Source organism: Pseudooceanicola marinus, assembly GCF_002786295.1.
Taxonomy (GTDB): Bacteria; Pseudomonadota; Alphaproteobacteria; order Rhodobacterales; family Rhodobacteraceae; genus Pseudooceanicola; species Pseudooceanicola marinus.
Genome location: NZ_PGTC01000016.1, coordinates 193,572 through 211,999, shown reverse-complemented (window position 1 = coordinate 211,999; position 18,428 = coordinate 193,572). Strand labels below are relative to the sequence as shown.

The 18,428-nt window shown below is 68.9% G+C and carries 17 protein-coding genes and 2 riboswitches; of the genes, 7 read left to right on the top strand and 10 right to left on the bottom strand.

Annotated elements, in window-relative coordinates:
- Positions 1 to 27: 27 nt before the first annotated feature.
- The 5 genes from CVM50_RS21955 to rfbC all read right to left on the bottom strand — a co-directional run bounded on the left by CVM50_RS21955 (position 28) and on the right by rfbC (position 4,644).
- The gene (locus CVM50_RS21955; protein ID WP_085889478.1) at positions 28 to 1,182 is read right to left on the bottom strand and encodes a DUF2793 domain-containing protein; all 1,155 of its coding nucleotides are present in this window, start codon (positions 1,180 to 1,182) and stop codon (positions 28 to 30) included.
- A 111-nt stretch (positions 1,183 to 1,293) separates the two neighbouring features.
- Positions 1,294 to 2,175 carry a glucose-1-phosphate thymidylyltransferase RfbA gene (rfbA, locus tag CVM50_RS11930; RefSeq protein ID WP_085889477.1) on the bottom strand — a complete coding sequence of 294 codons (882 nt, stop codon included), beginning with the start codon at positions 2,173 to 2,175 and terminating at the stop codon, positions 1,294 to 1,296.
- Positions 2,172 to 3,032 (bottom strand): dTDP-4-dehydrorhamnose reductase, encoded by an 861-nt coding sequence (rfbD, locus tag CVM50_RS11925; protein WP_085889476.1) that lies wholly within the window; start codon positions 3,030 to 3,032, stop codon positions 2,172 to 2,174. Before rfbD ends, rfbA begins: the two co-directional genes overlap by 4 nt.
- Positions 3,029 to 4,081, bottom strand: a complete 1,053-nt coding sequence (rfbB, locus tag CVM50_RS11920; RefSeq protein WP_085889475.1) for a dTDP-glucose 4,6-dehydratase — start codon at positions 4,079 to 4,081, stop codon at positions 3,029 to 3,031. The genes rfbD and rfbB overlap by 4 nt, the downstream gene beginning before the upstream one ends.
- A complete protein-coding gene (gene rfbC / locus CVM50_RS11915; RefSeq protein ID WP_085889474.1) occupies positions 4,078 to 4,644 on the bottom strand; it encodes a dTDP-4-dehydrorhamnose 3,5-epimerase in 567 nt (188 codons plus the stop codon). The genes rfbB and rfbC overlap by 4 nt, the downstream gene beginning before the upstream one ends.
- 317 nt (positions 4,645 to 4,961) lie before the next feature.
- On the opposite strand from rfbC, the gene CVM50_RS11910 reads away from it, so the two are divergent.
- The 4 genes from CVM50_RS11910 to CVM50_RS11895 all read left to right on the top strand — a co-directional run bounded on the left by CVM50_RS11910 (position 4,962) and on the right by CVM50_RS11895 (position 8,062).
- Positions 4,962 to 5,525 carry a L,D-transpeptidase gene (locus CVM50_RS11910; RefSeq protein WP_085889473.1) on the top strand — a complete coding sequence of 188 codons (564 nt, stop codon included), beginning with the start codon at positions 4,962 to 4,964 and terminating at the stop codon, positions 5,523 to 5,525.
- Positions 5,526 to 5,535: 10 nt separating this feature from the next.
- A complete protein-coding gene (locus CVM50_RS11905; protein WP_100148489.1) occupies positions 5,536 to 6,468 on the top strand; it encodes an alpha/beta fold hydrolase in 933 nt (310 codons plus the stop codon).
- Between the two features lie 3 nt (positions 6,469 to 6,471).
- Positions 6,472 to 7,683, top strand: coding sequence for a geranylgeranyl reductase family protein (locus CVM50_RS11900; protein ID WP_232618229.1), 1,212 nt, complete (start codon positions 6,472 to 6,474; stop codon positions 7,681 to 7,683).
- 172 nt (positions 7,684 to 7,855) lie between these two features.
- Complete coding sequence (locus CVM50_RS11895) at positions 7,856 to 8,062, top strand: cold-shock protein (protein ID WP_085889472.1); 207 nt, start codon at positions 7,856 to 7,858, stop codon at positions 8,060 to 8,062.
- A 130-nt stretch (positions 8,063 to 8,192) separates the two neighbouring features.
- On the opposite strand, the gene CVM50_RS11890 is transcribed toward CVM50_RS11895, so the two are convergent.
- Positions 8,193 to 8,840, bottom strand: a complete 648-nt coding sequence (locus tag CVM50_RS11890) for an arylesterase (protein WP_232618228.1) — start codon at positions 8,838 to 8,840, stop codon at positions 8,193 to 8,195.
- A 97-nt stretch (positions 8,841 to 8,937) separates the two neighbouring features.
- Here CVM50_RS11890 and CVM50_RS11885 point away from each other — a divergent pair, with 97 nt between their 5' ends.
- Positions 8,938 to 9,630, top strand: a complete 693-nt coding sequence (locus CVM50_RS11885; RefSeq protein WP_085889470.1) for an ABC transporter ATP-binding protein — start codon at positions 8,938 to 8,940, stop codon at positions 9,628 to 9,630.
- On the top strand, positions 9,627 to 12,152 hold the full coding sequence (locus CVM50_RS11880; protein WP_085889469.1) for an ABC transporter permease: 2,526 nt from the start codon (positions 9,627 to 9,629) through the stop codon (positions 12,150 to 12,152). The genes CVM50_RS11885 and CVM50_RS11880 overlap by 4 nt, the downstream gene beginning before the upstream one ends.
- 154 nt (positions 12,153 to 12,306) lie before the next feature.
- On the opposite strand, the gene gcvP is transcribed toward CVM50_RS11880, so the two are convergent.
- The 4 genes from gcvP to CVM50_RS11860 all read right to left on the bottom strand — a co-directional run bounded on the left by gcvP (position 12,307) and on the right by CVM50_RS11860 (position 17,624).
- Positions 12,307 to 15,156: an aminomethyl-transferring glycine dehydrogenase gene (gene gcvP, locus CVM50_RS11875; RefSeq protein ID WP_085889468.1), complete on the bottom strand. Its 2,850-nt coding sequence runs from the start codon at positions 15,154 to 15,156 to the stop codon at positions 12,307 to 12,309.
- 156 nt (positions 15,157 to 15,312) lie between these two features.
- Positions 15,313 to 15,672, bottom strand: coding sequence for a glycine cleavage system protein GcvH (gcvH, locus tag CVM50_RS11870; protein WP_085889467.1), 360 nt, complete (start codon positions 15,670 to 15,672; stop codon positions 15,313 to 15,315).
- A 66-nt stretch (positions 15,673 to 15,738) separates the two neighbouring features.
- Complete coding sequence (gene gcvT / locus CVM50_RS11865) at positions 15,739 to 16,869, bottom strand: glycine cleavage system aminomethyltransferase GcvT (protein WP_408634059.1); 1,131 nt, start codon at positions 16,867 to 16,869, stop codon at positions 15,739 to 15,741.
- Positions 16,870 to 16,940: 71 nt separating this feature from the next.
- Positions 16,941 to 17,003: riboswitch (glycine riboswitch) on the bottom strand.
- Positions 17,004 to 17,006: 3 nt separating this feature from the next.
- A riboswitch (glycine riboswitch) is annotated at positions 17,007 to 17,096 on the bottom strand.
- A gap of 81 nt (positions 17,097 to 17,177) precedes the next feature.
- Positions 17,178 to 17,624: an RrF2 family transcriptional regulator gene (locus CVM50_RS11860; RefSeq protein ID WP_085889466.1), complete on the bottom strand. Its 447-nt coding sequence runs from the start codon at positions 17,622 to 17,624 to the stop codon at positions 17,178 to 17,180.
- Positions 17,625 to 17,774: 150 nt separating this feature from the next.
- On the opposite strand from CVM50_RS11860, the gene CVM50_RS11855 reads away from it, so the two are divergent.
- Positions 17,775 to 18,353 (top strand): gamma-glutamylcyclotransferase family protein, encoded by a 579-nt coding sequence (locus CVM50_RS11855; protein ID WP_100148488.1) that lies wholly within the window; start codon positions 17,775 to 17,777, stop codon positions 18,351 to 18,353.
- Positions 18,354 to 18,428: the final 75 nt, after the last annotated feature.

The window sequence follows — 18,428 nt, the reverse complement described above, 5'->3', positions numbered from 1 at the left end:
CGGCCTTCGTCAGCGCCACGATCCGGCTCAGAACCAGCGACCGATCTTCAGCTTCCCGCCGTCGATCGATACCGGGGTCCCGACAAAACTTGCTGGATCGGTGGTGATCGCGCTACCGCCATTGGTGCAGATCTGCGTACCGTCGGCCCAGCGGGTATAGGCGCCGTTGGCATTCGATCCGCTCTCGATCACCGCCCCCGTGGGCACACCGCCGCTTTGCGCCACCGTCCCCACCGTCTCGGCGCGGGTCACCAGCGCGGACCAGTTTCCCCAGGACGCCCCATCATGGCTGCGCAACCACAGCGTCCCGTCGGCAGCCGCAAAGATCTGGCGCGTGCCGCTACCGCCAGGCAACGCCATCAGGCTGCCGCCCGACGGATCGCCCACGGGGCAGTTTGCCCCCGAGGCTGTGAAGCCAAAGATCCCGCCCGTCACACAGCCGTTCGCATCATCCCCCGGGGCCGCCACAGCGCCGCCGCCCATCCCGAAAGCGCCCACGGCCAGCAAACGCCCGGCGCTCGCATCCCCCGCCGAGGTCTGCACGGCCGCACCGCTCGCCAGACCTGTCGCGCCATCGAACCGCAGGGCAGTCACCCAAGCGCTGCCATCGGCCGACACCTTGACGGAGAAGTCCTCCTCCCCGGCAAGGCCCATCTCGGCCCGGCCGCTCCACCCCGACTGGTACAGCAGGCTGGCCGTGTCGCCTGACCCCGCCTTGTTGATCTTCAGCTGGTGACCGCTTCCCGCGTGGGTCAGCAGGGTTGCCGCGGCCGACACAGCCAGCCGATTCACCGCATCCGAGGCGGTGCTGATACCCAGTTCGGCGGCCTCCAGCGGCAGACCGCTGTCGTCTTGCCAGGCGCCGCCACGCCAGGTCACCAACCGGTCTTCATCCGATACCCAGGCACGCCAACCGGGCTGCGGCTGGTGGAAGACCCAGGCAGCCCCATCGAACTGCGCCACGCGGTCGTCCTCGCCCGCCCAGGCGCCCGTCGCACCGCCCGCCACGATATAGCGGTCGCCCTCCGCAGGATCCGTGGGGGGCGCGGTCAGGTCGCGGTCGTACACGGCCAGCTGCACCAGCGCGTCGAGGATCAGCAGCGCCTCGTTATGGGTGACGTGTTTCTGCGCCTGACTGGGTTGCAGGTAGGGCATGGACAGGCTGGCGGACAGTTCCGGCATCGGGGGCTCCTCGCGTTCATCCGGCAATCGGAGAGATCGCCCAGACGCTAGGCGCGCAGGGGTAAACAGCCCCTCTTGCCACCGTACGCCGACCGGGCCGGTGTGCCCTCGTCAGGGTGCCTCGCCCAGCAACCCCAGCAGGTAGGCCCCGTAGGCATTCTTGCCGAAGACCTCCGCCCGCGCGCGCAGGTCGGCGTCATCGATCCAACCCTGGGCATGGGCGATCTCGTCCGGTGAGCCGATCTGCTGGCCCTGCCGTTCCGACAAGGTGCGAACGAAGTTGCCCGCGTCCAGCAGCGAGCCATGGGTGCCGGTATCGAGCCAGGCATAACCCCGCCCCATCTGTTGCACCTGCAGCGCACCCTCGGCCAGATAGCTTTCGAGGACCGAGACGATCTCCAGCTCGCCCCGCGCGGAGGGCGTGACCCGCCGCGCCCGCTCAGGCGCCGTGCCATCCAGAAAATAGAGCCCCGTTACCGCAAAGGGCGAGGGCGCGACGGGGGGTTTTTCAACGATAGTACGCACCTGCCCCTGCGCGTCGAAATCCACCACGCCATAGCGTTCGGGATCCGCCACGCGATAGCCAAAGACCGTGCCACCTTCGGCCTGGCCGGCCGCCTGCAGGAGCTCGGGCAGACCATGGCCGAAAAACAGGTTATCGCCCAGCACCATGGCCGAGGGGGCTCCGTCCAGGAACGCCTCAGCCAGGAGATAGGCCTGGGCCAACCCCTCCGGCCGGGGCTGTTCGAGCCAGGTGAACGACAGGCCCCAGGCACTGCCATCCCCCATAAGCCTTTGAAACTGCGCCTGATCCTCCGGCGTGGTGATGATCGCGATGTCACGGATCCCGGCGAGCATCAGCACCGACAGCGGGTAGTAGATCATCGGCTTGTCGAAGACCGGCAGCAGCTGTTTCGACACCCCCATGGTGATCGGGTAAAGCCGCGTGCCGGACCCTCCGGCCAGGATGATCCCCTTGCGTGGCCTGCTCATGCCGCCTCCTCCAATTGTTCCAAGACCGCGGCGAGGCCGGCCTTCCAGTCCGGCGGGTCGATTCCAAAATCCGCTCCGATCCGACGACAGTCGAGCCTGGAGTTGCGTGGACGGGTGGCCGGGGTCGGATAGGCTTCGGTGGCGATCTCATTCACGGTCACCGCGCGCCCGGCACGAGCGAAGATTTCGCGCGCGAAGCCGGCCCAGCTGACGGCGGGAGCCCCGGCAAAATGGTAAAGTCCCCCCGGCCGGCCATCGGCCATCTGCCGCCCCATCTCCAGCAGGGCCGCGGCGATGTCTGCTGCCGGGGTCGGCCCACCCACCTGGTCCGCCACGACGGACAGCTGATCGCGGGTCTCAGACAGTCGCAGCATGGTCTTCACGAAATTCGTCCCATGGGCCGAAAACACCCAGGAGGTGCGCAGGATCGCCCAGGATCCGCCGGCGTCCTGCACCGCGCTCTCCCCGGCCAGCTTGGTCGCGCCATAGGCATTGCAGGGGGCGGGCGTCATTGTTTCCCCCCAAGGCAACGCGCCACTGCCGTCGAAGACATAGTCGGTCGAGACATGCAGGAAGGGCAGGCCCCGGGCCGCACAGGCCCGCGCCATTTCCCCCGGGGCTTCGGCGTTCAGCCGGTTGGCCTCCGCCCGCTCCGTCTCGGCGCTGTCAACGCCGGTGAAGGCGGCGGCATTGATGACGATCCGGGGTGCATGGGCCGCGATGGCCGCCTCTGCCGCGCCCGGGTGCCGCAAGTCGCAGGCCTCGTGGCCCAGGGCGATCACCGGGGCGCGAGCCGCCAGTTCGGTCGCCACCTGGCCACTGCGCCCGAAGACCAGGATCGGCCCCGTCGCACTCATGCCCCGGCCCCCAGCCCCAGACGCCGACCAAGGCCCGCGCGTTCCAGCAGCGGCTGCCACCAGTCGCGGTTCTCCAGATACCAGTCGACTGTCCTGGACAGCCCCTCCTCCAGCGAAACCTGCGCCCGCCAGCCCAGCTCGGTCGCGGCGCGCCCGGGATCGATGGCATAGCGGCGATCATGGCCCGGCCGGTCGGCGACAAAGGTAATCAGCTCCGCATGCGGGGCGCCGGCTGGCCGGCGCAGATCCAACAGCCGACAGATGCGGCGCACCAACTCCAGGTTCGTCACCTCCGCCTCGGCGCCCAGGTTGTAACTGCGCCCGACCTTGCCCCGGGTCAGCACCCGCAGCAGGGCCTCGGCGTGATCCTCGACGAACAGCCAGTCACGCACATGACCGCCATCGCCGTAGATCGGGATCGGCTGCCCCGCCAGCGCCGACAGGATCACCACGGGGATCAGCTTCTCCGGGAAATGGAAGGGGCCGTAATTGTTGGAACAATTCGACAGGACCACGGGCAGGCCATAGGTCCGCCCCCAGGACCGCACCATGTGGTCCGAGGCGGCTTTCGACGCCGCGTAGGGCGAATTGGGGGCATAGGGCGTTGCCTCAGTGAAACGCTGCCCCGGCGCCTCCGGCAGGCTGCCGAAGACCTCATCCGTGGAGACATGGTGAAAGCGGAAACCGGCGGGCCGCCCCCGCCCTTCCCAGTAGCCCCGCGCAGCCTGCAGCAGAGTCGCCGTGCCCGTCACGTTGGTGTCCACGAAACCGCCCGGTGCATCGATGGACCGGTCCACGTGACTTTCGGCGGCCAGGTGCATCACGGCATCGGGCGCATGGTCGCGGAAGATCCGGCGCAGGGCCTCCGCATCGCGGATGTCGGCACGTTCGAAGGCATAGAGCGGGCTGTCGGCGACGCTGGCCAGGTTGCCCAGACAGGCCGCGTAGGTCAGCGCATCCAGGTTCACCACCGCATGCCCCTGGGCCACCGCGTGGCGCACCACGGCCGACCCGATGAACCCTGCGCCTCCTGTCACCAGGATCTTCATGCCATGCCCTCCGTGCCGGTGAAGGGACTCTGCACATCGCGCCACCGCGGCGCGGACGCATCCTTGTCCGACAACACTGGGCGATCGACGCCCCAGTCGATGGCCAGATCGGGATCGTCCCAGCACACCGCGCCTTCGGCCTCCGCGGCATAGAAATCGGTGCATTTGTAGCAAATTTCAGTGCCCGGCTCGCGGGTGACGAACCCGTGCAGGAAGCCCGGCGGGATCCACAGCTGTCGACCGTTCTCGAAGCTCAGCTCGACCCCGACCCAGTGCCCAAAACGGGGCGACCCGGGGCGGAAATCCACCGCCACGTCCCACAACCGTCCGCGCCCGCATCGCACCAGCTTGCCCTGGGCATGGGGCGGCGCCTGAAAATGCAGACCGCGCAGGGTGCCAGGGGCCTCCGAATAGGACTGATTGTCCTGGACGAAGGTCAGATCCAGCCCCGCTTCGGCCATGCGGGCGGCGTTCCAGGTCTCGCTGAAAAACCCACGGGAATCGCCGAAACGACGAGGGGTCAGCATCAGGACCTCGGGCAGATCCGTCGGGGTGATGTCCATTCTGGCACCGTTTCCTTGCGCCCGCGTCGGGGCTGGCGTCTGGGCTGTCCGGTCCGGGCCGAACGACCAAAGGCATAGCGGACGAAGCGTTTATTTTTTCTTTGCATAGCAGAAGCACGGGGTCACGCCTCCTGCTTTTCGGACCAGGATCGGGGAACGGGCCCCGATTGCGGCACTGGCGGAGTGGCTTCGACGCAACAGATTGCAAGTCAAAACACTTCCCTCGGGAACGTTAACGGTCCGAGATGTGTTGGTCCGTCAAATTCGTCCGCATACTCGCTGTCGAATGTCCCCGTGATTCCCAAAGGTTACCGCCGATGACCAGCCGCCGTTCCTTCCTCGCCTCCGCCCTCGCGGCCCCTGCCGTTCTTGCGCTGGCCGGCCCCGCCGCCGCCGTGCAAAGCCCGCCGATCCTGGCCGCGCAGCGGGTCAGCTTCTCGCGCGACTACGCCGAAGGCTCCATCGTGATCCTGCCGCGGGCCTATTTCCTCTACCATGTCACCGCCCCGGGCGAGGCCATGCGCTATGGCATCGCCGTGGCCCGTCCTGGCCTGGGCTTCACCGGCACCGCCGTGATCGGCCGCAAGGTGGAATGGCCGTCCTGGCGCCCGACCCCCGACATGATCGAGCGCGACCCGGACATCTACGGCAAGTTCAAGGGCAACACCGACCGGATGCCCGGCGGTCCGGGCAACCCGCTCGGCGCCCGCGCGCTTTACCTCTACCAAGACGGGCGCGACACGGCGATCCGCATACACGGCACCACGCAGCCCAATTCGATCGGGCGCAACGCCTCCTCGGGCTGCTTCCGGATGCTGAACGAAAACGTCATCTCGCTTTATGAACAGGTGCCGACCGGCACGCCGGTCACCGTGCTCTGACCGTCGCGCCATGCGCCTGCCCGGCCTGACGGCCCTCTCGACGTTGATCCAACTGGTCCGCCGGCTGCCCCTGCTGCTGGCGGTCTTGGGTATTGTAGCCTGCGCCCCCCTGCCCGGCCCGGACCGGGCGGGCACCTTCCCGCTGCTGCAGGACGGCAACGCGCGCCCCGGCGTCAAACGCGCCATCGTGGCGATCCCCGGCGCCTTCGCCTCCGCCAACATCTTCGCCCCCGTGCTCGACTGGCAGGTGCCCGACAGCACCGTCATCGTCTACCGCTTCCCGGACATGGACGGGCTGCCGCTGGACCACCGGGTGCAGATCGACGGCTCGGCCCAGCTCATCGCCGACTACGTCAACGACCTCGGCGCGCAGGAGGTCTACCTGCTCGGCTATTCCACCGGCGGTCCCATCGCGATCGAGACCGCGCAGCGGATCGAGGCGCCGGAGGTCTCCCTGGCCCTGATCTCCACCGCCGGGCCGGCGCCGTCAGGCATCCTGTCGTCCATGCGATCAGGGGTCGAGGTGGTGCGCGCCATGCTGCGCACGGGATCCCTGCGCCCGCGTGATGCCTGGACGGAGAACTACCGCACCCTGCTTTACGGCGACGAGGGACTCAACGATCCGGCCCGGGCCCGCGACAGCGCCGCGCGGGCCGAGGCGCAGCGGGAGAACATGTCGACCCCCTCGCTGCGGCGCACCTTCGCCCATACCCTCAGCCTGATGTTCTGGACGCTGGATCGGCCCGGCGCGCTGGCAGATGCCCGTGTTCGCCTCTTTCACGGCGATGCGGACACGGTGTTTACCCCTGCCATGGCCCGCCGGCTGGCGTCCCGCCTTCCGGCGGATCAGATTACCTACTATCAGGGACAGGGCCATCTGCTCTTCGTGACCTCGCAACGGCTCTTCGACGACATCCACAGCTTCTTCTTCGACGAGGACTGAGCCTTGACCGATCCCGCCCGCGCCCCGGCCCCCGACACTTTCGACGTGATCGTGCTGGGCGCCGGGCCCGCGGGCGCAGCGGCGGCCATGACCGCCTGCCGTCAGGGCCTGACGGTCGCCCTGGTCGACAAGGCGTGCTTTCCCCGGGCAAAGCTCTGCGGCGGTGGCGTGACCGGTCGATCTGCCCGCTATTTCGAGGAGATCTTCGGCACGCCCCTGCCGCCGGAGCTGATCGACACCAAGACCGCGGTGGAGTTCCACGCCGAGGACCGCCCCCTGGGCGCGCTGCCGCAGATCCCGCCGATGCACCTGACCATGCGGTGGCATTTCGATGCCGACCTGGTGGCGCGGGTGCTGGCCGCCGGGGCGACGGACCTGACCGGCTGCCGCGTCGCCGAAATCGACACCACCACCCCGGCGCTGACGCTCTCCGACGGGCGGCGCCTGACGGCCCGTGTCCTGATCGGGGCCGACGGGGTCAATTCGCCGGTGGCGCGGGCGCTCTTCGGGCGGGCCTATGATCCCGCGCGCATCGGCTTCGGGTTGGAGGTCGAGGCCCCCGCACCGCCCGGCAATGCTGACCGCCCCCTGCGCATCGACTTTGGCGCCGCCCAGTGGGGCTACGGGTGGGACTTCCCGAAAAGCGGCAGTTCGACCATCGGGATCGGCGGGGTGCTGTCGCGCAACGGGGACATGAAAGGGGCCATGGCGGCCTACCTCGACCTGCTGGGCCAGGATCCGACGCAGCCGGTAAAGGGGCACCACCTGCCCTTCGGCGACTTCCGCAGGCGCCCGGGACGTGGCGCGGTACTGCTGGCCGGCGATGCGGCCGGGCTGGTCGATCCGATCACCGGCGAGGGGATCGCCTATGCGCTGAAAAGCGGGCAATTGGCAGCACAGGCCGCCGCCCGCGCGCTGGCCGAGGATGCCCCCGCGACGGCCCTGCGCCGCTACCGCGCGACCCTGCGCCCGATCCACCGGGCGATCCGCCAGGCGCGGGCCATCCGCCTGCTGCTCTTCGCGCCGCTCTTCCGCCCGGCCTTCCTCGCGGCCTTCCGCCGCTCCGGGCACCTGCGCCATCTCTACATGCGGCTGCTGGCGGGAGAGATCGAATATCCCGACCTGGCGCGTGCCACGCTGCGGCGCCTGCCCGCCTTCCTCACCGGGGCCCTGCAGCGAGGCGGAACAAAGCCGCCGCCTGCGCGAGACGCTTGATTTATCGCCAGAATCGGCGAAAGATTTTCGGGCAACGGACCAGCGATGACAGGGGCTCTTTAGGCCTCTCTCCGCCGCCGCGCACCGGGCCGCTCTGCCGCATGTCGCGGGCAGGAAAGTCGGCGCATCCCCCGAAACGGGCAGGACCGCCGAACCAGGGTGGATCAGACAGATGAAAACCGGAATCGTGAAGTGGTACAATGAAACCAAGGGCTACGGGTTCATCGCACCCGAAGGCGGCGCGAAGGACATCTTCGTGCACATCTCGGCCCTGCAAAGCTCGGGCCTGCCCGGGCTGTCGGATAACCAGAAAGTCCATTTCGACCTGAAGGAAGGCCGCGACGGTCGCCTGTCGGCGATCAACGTCTCGGTGGACTGATCCGAGCGGAAAGCCCTGTGGCATCCGGGGCGGGGGCGCAGCGCCCTTTGGCCTGCGGCTCAATTCACCCGGAATATTTTCGGCAAGGAGAAGAACGGGCGCCGGTGACGGGGCCCTGCTTTGCGTGCGGTCAGCGATCAACCCGCGCCAGTAGATCCTCGACCTGCGGGCCAAGCGCCTCGACGATCCGCGCCACGCCCTCGGCATTCGGATGGATCCCGTCGGCCTGCAGGAAGGCACGGGCCGCGGCCGGGTCGGGCGCCTCCGGATCACCCATCAGGGGCGCGAGGAAGCTGGGCACGTAGACCGCATCATGGGCCTCCGCCAGCTCCGGATAGAGGCCGTCGAAGGCCTGCTGATAGGCGGTGCCGTAGTTGCCCGGCGCCTGCATCCCCACCAGCATCATCGGCAGGTCGCGGACGGCGATCTCCGTCAGGATGCCGTCCAGATTGGTGCGGGTGTCCGCCGGGTCGAGACCGCGCAGCAGGTCGTTGCCGCCCAGTGTCACCATGACCGCATCCACGTCAGGCGTCAGGGACCAGGCGATACGCGACAGCCCGCCCGCGGTCGTGTCGCCAGAGACACCGCCGTTGATCACCGTCACGTCCTGGCCCCGCTCACGCAGCCAGCTCTCCAGCTGGGGCACCAGCCCCTCGCCCTGGGGCAGACCGTAGCCCTGGGTCAGGCTGTCCCCGAAGGCCAGCAGCTGCAACGGCTCGTCCTGTGCAGCCGCCACGCCAGGCAGCGCCCAAAGCCCTGCCAGTAAAGAAAATGTCACGAATGCGCCGGGTCTCTTGCCCCGTGTCCCCCTGCGCCCATATCCAAGAAGACGCGCCGCAAGGTGCCGCCCCCGAGCAAGACAGGACACCGCCGCCATGACCCATCCGGACCCCGTGATCGAACTGTCGGGCGCCGCCCTGTCGCTGGCGGGCAACGCCGGCCCGGTCGAGATCCTGCATGGCATCGACCTGACGGTCGCGCGTGGGGAAACGCTGGGGCTCATCGGGCCATCGGGGTCGGGCAAATCGTCTCTCCTCATGCTCATGGGCGGGCTGGAACGCGCCAGCGCCGGCACCGTCCGGGTGCTGGGGCAGGACCTGACCGGCCTGTCCGAAGATGCGCTGGCCCGGGTCCGCAGGGATCATATGGGGGTGGTCTTCCAAAGCTTCCACCTGATCCCGACGATGACGGCGCTGGAAAATGTCGCGACGCCGCTGGAACTGGCCGGCCACGCCGATGCGTTTGAGCGCGCGGCGGAGGAACTGGCCCAGGTCGGCCTGGCGCAGCGTGCCGATCACTACCCCAGCCAGATGTCGGGCGGCGAGCAGCAGCGCGTGGCCCTGGCCCGAGCTGCCGCGCCCCGGCCCGAGATCCTGCTGGCCGACGAACCTACCGGCAACCTGGACGAGGCCAATGGCGGCGCCATCATGGACATGCTCTTCGGCCTGCGCGACCGCCACGGGGCGACGCTGGTCATGGTGACCCACGCCCCCGACCTGGCGGCGCGCTGTGATCGCGTGGTGCCCCTTCGGGACGGACGCATCGCCCTGCAGGACACCCCGGCATGAGCGACCTGACCCGTGCCGCCCGCCTGGCCGCCCGCGAGCTGCGCGGCGGCCTCTCCGGTTTCCGCATCCTCATCGCCTGCCTCGCCCTCGGGGTCGCGGCCATCGCCGCCGTGGGCTCCGTCCGCCAGGCCATCGAAAGCGGTCTGGCCGAACAGGGAGCCGAGATGCTGGGCGGCGACGCCGAGGTCTCCCTGACCTACCGTTTCGCGGACGCCGACGAACGCGCCTGGCTGGCCGACCGTGCCACGGCGGTCTCCGAGATCGCCGATTTCCGCTCCATGGCCACCACGCCCGGCGCGGACGGCACACGCGCCCTGTCACAGGTGAAGGCCGTGGATGACGCCTATCCGCTGGTCGGAGAGGTCGCGCTGGATCCCGCCATGCCGCTGGCAGAGGCGCTGGCAGGCGACGGGGATCGCCCCGGCGTGGTCATGGCACCTGCGTTGATCTCGCGCCTCGACATCACCCCTGGCAACGCGGTTGAGATCGGCGGCGTGGCCTTCACCCTGATGGCCGCGCTGACCGAGGAACCCGATGCCAATGCCTCGGGCTTCACCCTCGGACCGCGCAGCCTGGTGGCCCGCTCCGCGCTGGAGGGCAGCGCCCTGCTCGCCCCCGGCACGCTTTTCGACTCACGCCTGCGCCTGGTGCTGCCGAACGATACCGACCTCGATGCGATGCAGGCCGCGGTGGCCGAGCGTTTCGCCACCAGCGGCGCGCGCTGGCGGGATGCGCGCAACGGCGCGCCAGGCATCTCCTCCTTCGTGGAGCGGCTGTCGGCCTTCCTCGTCCTCGTCGGGCTGGCCGGGCTGGCCGTGGGGGGCGTGGGCGTCTCGGCGGCCGTGCGCGCCTACCTGGCGGGCAAGATCCGCATCATCGCCACGCTAAAGACGCTGGGGGCGACGCGGCGGGTGATCTTCCTGACCTATTTCCTGCAGATCGGGGCCCTCGCGGCGCTTGGCATCCTGCTGGGCCTGATCCTGGGCGGCGCCCTGCCGCTGCTGCTGGCCCCGACACTGGGGGAGATGCTGCCGATCCCGGCCGACTTCGGCCTCTACCCCGGTCCGCTGGCCGAGGCCGCGCTTTACGGCGCGCTGACCGCGCTGATCTTCACCCTCTGGCCCCTGGCCCGGCTGGACGAGGTGCGCGCGGCGCAGCTCTTCCGCGATCCCTCCGGCGGGCGCGGCTGGCCCCGGCCCCGCTTCCTGGTGCTGCTCGCCGTGCTGCTTGCGGCGCTGGTCGCCAGCGCCGCCTGGCTGTCGGGTGCGGTGGAACTGACCCTCTGGACCTTCGCGGGCATCGCGGTGGCGCTGGTGCTGCTGGCCGCCGCAGCCGCGGCCCTGCAGCGCGCGGCCCGCACCCTGGCCCGTGCCGCGCGCGGCCGCCCGGCGCTTCGCTGGGCCGCCGCCGCCATCGCCGGGCCGGGAACAGAGGCCCTGCCCGTGGTGCTGTCACTGGGCCTCGGCCTGTCGGTGCTGGCCTCCGTGGGCCAGATCGACGGCAACCTGCGCGCCGCCATCGCCGAGGAACTGCCCACCCGCGCGCCGTCCTTCTTTGCGGTCGACATCCAGCCCGGGCAGCTCGATCCCTTCCTCGACCGGGTAACGACGGACCCGGCCGTCAGCCGCGTGGATCGCGCCCCGATGCTGCGCGGGGTGATCACCCAGATCAACGGCCAGCCCGCGGCGCAGGTGGCCGGCGAGCACTGGGTGCTGAACGGCGACCGCGGCGTCAGCTATGCCGATGCCCTGCCCGAAAACACCACCGTCACGGCGGGGGAGTCGTGGGGCGAAGGTTATGACGGCCCGCCGCAGGTCTCCGTCTCCGCCGAGGAGGCCGAGGAGATGGGCCTGAGCCTGGGCGACCGGCTGACCGTGAACGTGCTGGGCCGCGACATCGAGGCCGAGATCACCTCCTTCCGCGCGGTGGATTTCTCCACCGCCGGGATGGGTTTCATCCTGGTGATGAACCAGGCGGCACTGGCGGGCGCCCCGCACAGCTGGATCGCCACGATCTACGCCGAGCCACAAGCCGAAGCGGCGATCCTGCGCGACCTCGGGCGCGATTTCCCCAATGTGACGGCGATCTCGGTGCGTGACGCCATCGCGCTGGTGACCGACCTGATGGGCTCCATCGCCGCCGCGACCTCCTGGGGGGCCGGGGCGACGCTGGTCACGGGGTTCCTGGTCCTGATCGGCGCGGCGCTGTCGGGGGAACGGGCCCGGCGATACGAGGCGGCGCTGCTGAAGACGCTCGGCGCCTCGCGCGCGCGGATCCTGGGCAGTTTCGCCCTACGCGCGGCCCTTCTGGGCGCGGGCGCGGGGCTGGTGGCCCTTCTGACCGGTATCCTCGGCGCCTGGGCGATCAGCCACTTCGTGCTGGAGACGTCTTTCCGGGTGATCTGGCCCAATGCCCTGGCGGTGGTGCTGGGCGGGCTGGCGCTGAACCTGGCCGCAGGACTTCTCTTCGCCTGGCGGCCCCTCTCGGCCCGCCCGGCCCAAGTGCTGCGGGCGCGGGACTAGCGGGCGCTTCGCCCCCGGCCCTTGCGAGCTTCCCCCAGAGTATTTTCAGCCATCGAATAGGGAAAGAGAGTCCTTATTCCATACAATGGCCAGAAATACTCCGGGGGAGTCTCCAACGGAGACGGGGGCAGAGCCCCCCTGCCCGGCGGATCTCCTACTCTGCCGCCTCTGCATAATCCGACATCGGCGGGCAGGTGCAGGTCAGGTTGCGGTCGCCCCAGGCGTTGTCGACGCGGTTGACCGGCGGCCAGTACTTGTCCACCCGGAAAGCGCCGGGGGGGAAGCAGCCCTGCTCGCGGCCATAGGCGCGGTCCCAGTCGGCCGCGACCAGATCCTCCACCGTGTGCGGGGCGAACTTCAGCGGGCTGGCGTCGGGCGCCACCGCGCCGGACTCGATCTCCGCGATCTCGGCGCGGATCGCCAGCATGGCATCGCAGAAGCGGTCGAGCTCGGCCCGGGTCTCGCTTTCGGTGGGTTCCACCATCAGCGTGCCGGGGATCGGGAAGGACATTGTGGGCGCGTGGAAACCGCAGTCGACCAGCCGCTTGGCGATGTCATCCACGGTCACGCCCGCGCTTTTCTCGAAGGGGCGGGTGTCGAGGATGCACTCATGCGCCACCTGGCCGCGCGGCCCCTTGTAGAGAACCTCATAGGCCCCTTTCAGACGCGCCGCGATGTAGTTGGCGTTGAGGATCGCGACCTTGGTGGCCTGGGTCAGCCCGGCGCCGCCCATCAGCAGGCAATAGGCCCAGGAGATCGGCAGGATCGAGGGCGAGCCGTAGGGCGCCGCCGAGACGGCGCCGGTGCCGCCCGTCGTCACATGGCCCGGCAGATGCTCGACCAGGTGCGCCGCCACCCCGATGGGGCCCATGCCGGGGCCGCCGCCGCCGTGGGGGATGCAGAAGGTCTTGTGCAGGTTCAGGTGGCTGACATCGCCGCCCAGGTCGCCGGGCCGCGACAGGCCCACCATGGCGTTCATGTTGGCGCCGTCGATATAGACCTGGCCGCCGTTCTCATGGGTGATCTTGCAGACCTCGCGCACCGTCTCCTCGAAGACCCCATGGGTGGAGGGATAGGTAATCATGCAGGCCGCCAGATCGGCGGCGTATTTCTGCGCCTTCTCCAGGAAGTCGCCCAGGTCGATATCGCCATTGTCGCGCGATTTCACCGGCACGACCTTCCAGCCCGCCATATGGGCCGAGGCCGGGTTGGTGCCATGGGCCGAAGTGGGGATCAGGCAGATATTGCGATGCCCCTCGCCACGCGCCGCGTGGTAGCGGCGGATGGTCAGAAGCCCCGCATATTCCCCCTGCGCGCCCGAGTTGGGCTGCATGGAGAAGCCCGCGTAGCCGGTAATGTCACACAGCTTGGCGGAGAGATCCTCGAAGAGCTGCGCATAGCCGCCCGCCTGCTCCTTCGGCGCGAAGGGGTGCAGGGCTGCGAACTCGGGCCAGGAGATCGGCTCCATCTCCACCGCCGCGTTCAGCTTCATCGTGCAGGAGCCCAGCGGGATCATCGCCCGGTCCAGCGCTAGGTCACGGTCGGCGAGACGCCGCATGTAGCGGGTCATCTCCGTCTCGGCCCGGTTCATGTGGAAGATCGGGTGATCGAGATAGCTGCTTTCGCGCACGAAGCCCTCGGGAATGCGGTACTCATAGGGTTCCACCGCATCCGCCCGCTCGATCCCGAAGGCCCGCCAGACGGCCTCGATCGTGGCCGGGCGGGTGCATTCGTCCAGCGCGATGCCGACCTTCGTGTCGCCCACGGCCCGCAGGTTCAGCCCCTCGTCCCGGGCCGATTTCAGCACGGCGGACTGCAACGCGCCCACCTCCACGTGGATCGTGTCGAAGAAGGCCTTGGGGCCGACCTCGAACCCGGCCTCCTCGAACCCTTTCGCCAGGCGCACCGCCTTGCGGTGGATGCGCTGCGCGATGCCCTTCAGGCCCTGCGGCCCATGGAAGACAGCATACATCGAGGCCATGACCGCCAGTAGCGCCTGGGCGGTACAGACGTTCGACGTGGCCTTCTCGCGCCGGATGTGTTGTTCACGCGTCTGCAGCGCCAGCCGGTAGGCGCGGTTGCCGCGGGCGTCGATGGAGACGCCGACGATCCGGCCCGGCATCGAGCGTTTGTACGCATCACGACAAGCCATGTAGGCGGCATGCGGGCCGCCATAGCCCAGGGGCACGCCGAAGCGCTGCGTGCTGCCCACGGCGATGTCCGCGCCCATGGCGCCCGGTTCCTTCAGCAGGCAAAGTGCCATGATGTCGGCAATGACGATGCCCACGGCCTTGGCCTCGTGCAGCGCCTCCATCTGGGGGGTGAAGTTGGTCAGCCCGCCGTGGGTGCCGGGATACTGGAAGACGGCGCCGAAGACCCGGGCAGCGTCCAGATCCTCGGGGGCGCCGACGATCACCTCGATCCCCAGCGGTTCGGCGCGGGTGCGGATCACGTCGATATTCTGCGGATGGCAGTTCTCATCCACGAAGAAGGCCCCGGCCTTCGACTTGGCCACCCGCTGCGCCATGGTCATGGCTTCCGCCGCCGCCGTCGCCTCGTCCAGCAGGGAGGCATTGGCGATGTCGAGCCCGGTCAGGTCGCTGACCATGGTCTGGTAGTTCAACAACGCCTCCAGCCGGCCCTGGCTGATCTCGGGCTGATAGGGGGTGTAGGCGGTGTACCAGGCCGGGTTTTCCAGGATGTTGCGCTTGATCGCCGGGGGCGTGATCGTATCGGCATAGCCCTGCCCGATCAGTGAGGTGAAGACCTGGTTCTTCGCCGACACCCCACGCAGGAACTTCAGCAGATCCGCCTCCGACAGGGCCGGGCCGAAGTCCAGCGGATCGTCCTGGCGGATGCCCTTCGGCACGGTTTCGTCGATCAGCGCGTCCAGGCTGTCGGCGCCGATCACCTGCAACATCTCCGCCATCTCGTCCGGCGAGGGGCCGATGTGGCGGCGGTTGGCGAAATCATAGGGGCGGTAGTCGGTGGGCGTGAAGGGCATCTGAGGCTCCTTTGCGGCAGGGGGCATCCCACAGGCAGGATGCAGAAACAGGGCCAGTGCCCGGAGCGGGCATCGGAGGGGGCACCCCGGAGATCCGGGGCTGTTGCGGGGCGATGGGACCCGGCCCTGGCCGGGTCCGGGTCGATCAGGTCAGGATCAGCCGACGTACTTCATGTAGGCGGCTTCACTCATGTATTCGTCCATCTGCTCGGGCTCGGCCGGCTTGATCTTGAAGAACCAGGCGTCGCCGGTCGGATCCTCGTTCACCTTGCCCGGGTCCTCGACCAGGGCCTCATTGACCTCGACGATCTCGCCGTCGATGGGCGCCAGGATGTCGGAGGCGGCCTTCACGCTTTCGATCACCACCACCTCGTCGTCCTTGTTCACCTGGGTGCCCACCTCGGGCAGCTCGATGAAAACGATGTCGCCCAGCTGTTCGGCGGCATGTTCGGTGATGCCCACGACGACCAGCTCGTCTTCGGGGCGCAGCCATTCGTGTTCTTCGGTGAATTTCATATCCATGGTCTCCCTGGTTTGTCTCGGGCCGGGCGGCTTTGGCGCTCCGGTGTGTCGGGTTGTGTGTCAGCGTTTGAAGTTGGCGGGCAGGAAGGGCAGCGAGGCGACACTGACGGGCAGCATCTTGCCACGCAGGGCGCCCTCGACCGCGGTGCCGGGCGTGGCCAGCGCGGCGGGCAGGTAGCCCATGGCGACGGGGCCGGCAACCGAGGGGCCGAAGGCGCCGGAGGTGATCCGGCCCACTTCGGCGCCCGCATGATGCAGTGTCACGCCCTCGCGCATGGGCGCGCGGCCCTCGGGACGCAGGCCGACGCGCAGGCGGGCCGGGCCGCTGTCCAGCTCGGCCAGGATGCGTTCGGCCCCGGGGAAGCCCCCCGCGCGGTCCCCGCCGGCGCGGCGGGCCTTCTGGATGGACCACTGCAACGCGGCCTCGATGGGGCTGGTGGTCTCGTCGATGTCATGGCCGTAAAGGCACAGGCCCGCCTCCAGCCGCAGGCTGTCGCGGGCGCCCAGCCCGATGGGCAGCACGCTGTCATCGGCCAGCAGCGCACGCGCCACGGGTTCGGCGGCCTCGTTGGGGATGGAGATTTCGAACCCGTCCTCGCCGGTGTAGCCAGAGCGCGAGATCCAGCACTCGGCGCCCTCCAGCGTGACATAGCCCACGTCCATGAATCGCATCTCGGCCACCTCGGGCGCCAGACGCGCCAGCGCCGCCTCGGCGCCCGGGCCCTGTAGGGCCAGCAGGCAGCGGTCAGTGATCTCCTCGACCTCGATGCCGGGCAGATTGGCGCGCATATGGGCAATGTCGGCGGCCTTGCAGGCGGCGTTGACGACGACGAACAGGTGATCGCCGCGATTGGCGAACATCAGGTCGTCGAGGATCCCGCCCGCATCATTGGTCAGCAGGCCATAGCGCTGGCGGCCCTCCTTCAGGCCCAGCACAGCGGCAGGCGTCAGGCTCTCGAAGGCCAGGGCCAGGGTCTCGGCATCGGCGCCGCGCAGAATCACCTGGCCCATGTGGCTGACATCGAAGAGGCCGGCGGCGGCGCGGGTGTGCTGATGCTCCTTCATCACGCCGGCGGCATATTGCACCGGCATGGCATAACCCGCGAAGGGCACCATCTTGCCGCCCAACTCGGCGTGCAGCCCGGCCAGCGGCAGGTCGATCATTTCATCGGCAGGTGCATCCTGGCCCATTGGTCACTCCCTCAACTCCCGGGCCAATGCGCCGGGCATCATCGCGCGGCCACGCCACGCCTTGATGCCCCCTCTGTTCTTCTGCCTGAGATCGCTATCCCTTCGGCGGACCCGTCCCGGGCCTCTCTCCAGAGTCTGACTGTCGGGCGGTCCTGAAGCCTGAGAGTTTCCGGGGCGGTTGCTCCTTCGGCACCGGCCTTGCGGCCAGTTCTCCCGTTCCGACAGGACCCGGATACCGTCAAAGCCGCGCGTCGTGCAAGCCTCTTCAAGCGTCGTATTCCCCCGGACCGCCAAAAGGGCCGAAAAAGTCAGGCCGGGCAGGCGACGGGGCTCAGAAGTTCGGCAAGGCCGGGATTGTCGCAGACCAGCTCATCCAGGGTGACCCCGTCCAGCGAGGTGTAGAAGGCCTGGGTGGCCTGGTCGATCGCCTCTCGCAGGCGGCAGACATCGACCAGCGGGCAGGTGTTGGCCTGGTCGGCGAAACACTCGGCGATCGGCACGGCCGATTCCACGGCGCGGAACACGTCGCCCACGCGGATCTTGTCCGCCGGGTGGCCCAGGGTCATGCCGCCGTTGCGGCCCCGCTGCGTCATCAGGAAGCCCAGCTGACCCAGTCGGTTGATGACCTGAGCCAGGTGGTTTTCCGAGATATTGCAGGCCTCGGCGATCTCGGCCTTGGTGACCAGCCGTCCCTTGTTCACCGCGCAATACATCAGTACGCGCATGGAGATGTTGGTTCGTTTCGTCAGCCGCATGTCATGCCCTCTCGCCTGGCTCCCCGGGGGGCCCTCCCCTCGCTTGCGTCTTCGCGACACATTCGGGCCAGCATGGCACGCAATGCGTCAGCGATACCTTTGACCACTCCGCTGCAAGATGTATTTGACCTGCATCAAAGGAGGCAGAAATTGACCCAGGACCCGCATTTCTTCGGCTATGGCAGCCTCGTGAACCGTCAGACCCATGTCTACGGCGGTGCCCGCCCGGCCACCGCACGCGGCTGGCGGCGCCTGTGGCGCCATTCTGGCGATCACGAGGTGGCGATCCTGACGGCGGTTCCCAGCCCGGGCAGCGAAATCGAGGGGCTGATCGCGGCGGTGCCCGGTGGCGACTGGGTCGCGCTGGACGCGCGCGAGGCGGCCTATGACCGGCTGATCGCCACGCTCGACATCACCCCGCCCGATGCGCCGGCGATAGCGCCCGAGATCGCCATCTACTCGATCCCCGCCGACAAGCATCCCGCCGCCCCGGCCCCGCGCGCGATCCTGCTGTCCTACCTCGACGTCGTGGTGCAGGGCTACCGGGCCGAGTTCGGGGACGCAGGTGTCACGCGCTTCTTCGACACGACCGACGGCTGGGACATGACGCCCATCCTCGATGACCGCGCCACGCCGCGCTACCCCCGCGCGCAGCGGCTGACAGCGGAGGAGACGGAACTGGTCGATCACCACCTGGCCCGACTGCGGGTGGCGCGCCTTTCGGACTAGGCGGCACGCGCGCGGCCCGGTCCGGTCGCCTCCGGCGGGAGTATTTTCAGCTTTCGGATAAGACGGGCGCACCGC